This is a genomic window from Mesorhizobium sp. M7A.F.Ca.MR.362.00.0.0, assembly GCF_004023175.1.
Classification (GTDB): Bacteria; Pseudomonadota; Alphaproteobacteria; order Rhizobiales; family Rhizobiaceae; genus Mesorhizobium.
This window is the reverse complement of record NZ_RZTF01000225.1, coordinates 1-730: the sequence shown is the minus strand read 5'-3', so window position 1 is coordinate 730 and position 730 is coordinate 1. Positions and strand designations below refer to the sequence as shown.

The window sequence follows — 730 nt, the reverse complement described above, 5'->3', positions numbered from 1 at the left end:
GCTGCGGCTCGGCCTGGTGCCGCCCGATGAAGGCGGCACCATCGAGCTGGAAGGCAAGGCGCTGGCGCCACGACTGGAGAACCGCAGCGACGACCAGATCAAGGCGATGCAGATCGTCTTCCAGAACCCGGATTCGGCTCTCAACCGCTCGCATTCGATTCGCCATCTGATCGGCCGGGCACTGAAGCGGCTGGCCGGCCTCTCCGGCAAGGCGCTGGAGGCTCGTCTCAACGACCTTGTCCGCTCGGTGCGGCTCACCGACCGGCATCTTGCCGTCAAGCCGCGCCAGCTCTCCGGCGGCCTGAAGCAGCGCGTCGCCATCGCGCGCGCCTTCGCCGGCGACCCGCGCATCGTCGTGTGCGACGAGCCGACCTCGGCGCTCGACGTCTCGGTGCAGGCTGCGATCCTCAACCTGCTCGCCGACCTGCAGTCGAAGGAAGACGTCAGCTACATCTTCATCTCGCACGACCTAGCCGTGGTGCGTTACCTCTCCGACAAGATCGCCGTGCTCTATCTCGGCCGCATCATGGAGCTCGGGCCATCGGAGGAAGTCTTCTCCGGGCCGCATCATCCTTATACCGAGGCGCTGCTGTCGGCGGTTCCAAAACTGGACCGGACGGAGACGGCTCGCATTCGGCTCGACGGCGAAATCCCCAGCGCCACCACCCCCCCGTCGGGCTGCGTGTTCCACACGCGCTGCCCGCGCAAGATCGGCCCGATCTGCGAGCAG

At 67.0% G+C, this 730-nt stretch carries 1 protein-coding gene; it reads left to right on the top strand.

What is annotated here, in order from left to right; genetic code table 11:
• The coding region (locus tag EOC06_RS43335; protein WP_245469972.1) for an ABC transporter ATP-binding protein at nucleotides 1-730 on the top strand (730 nt) is incomplete at both ends.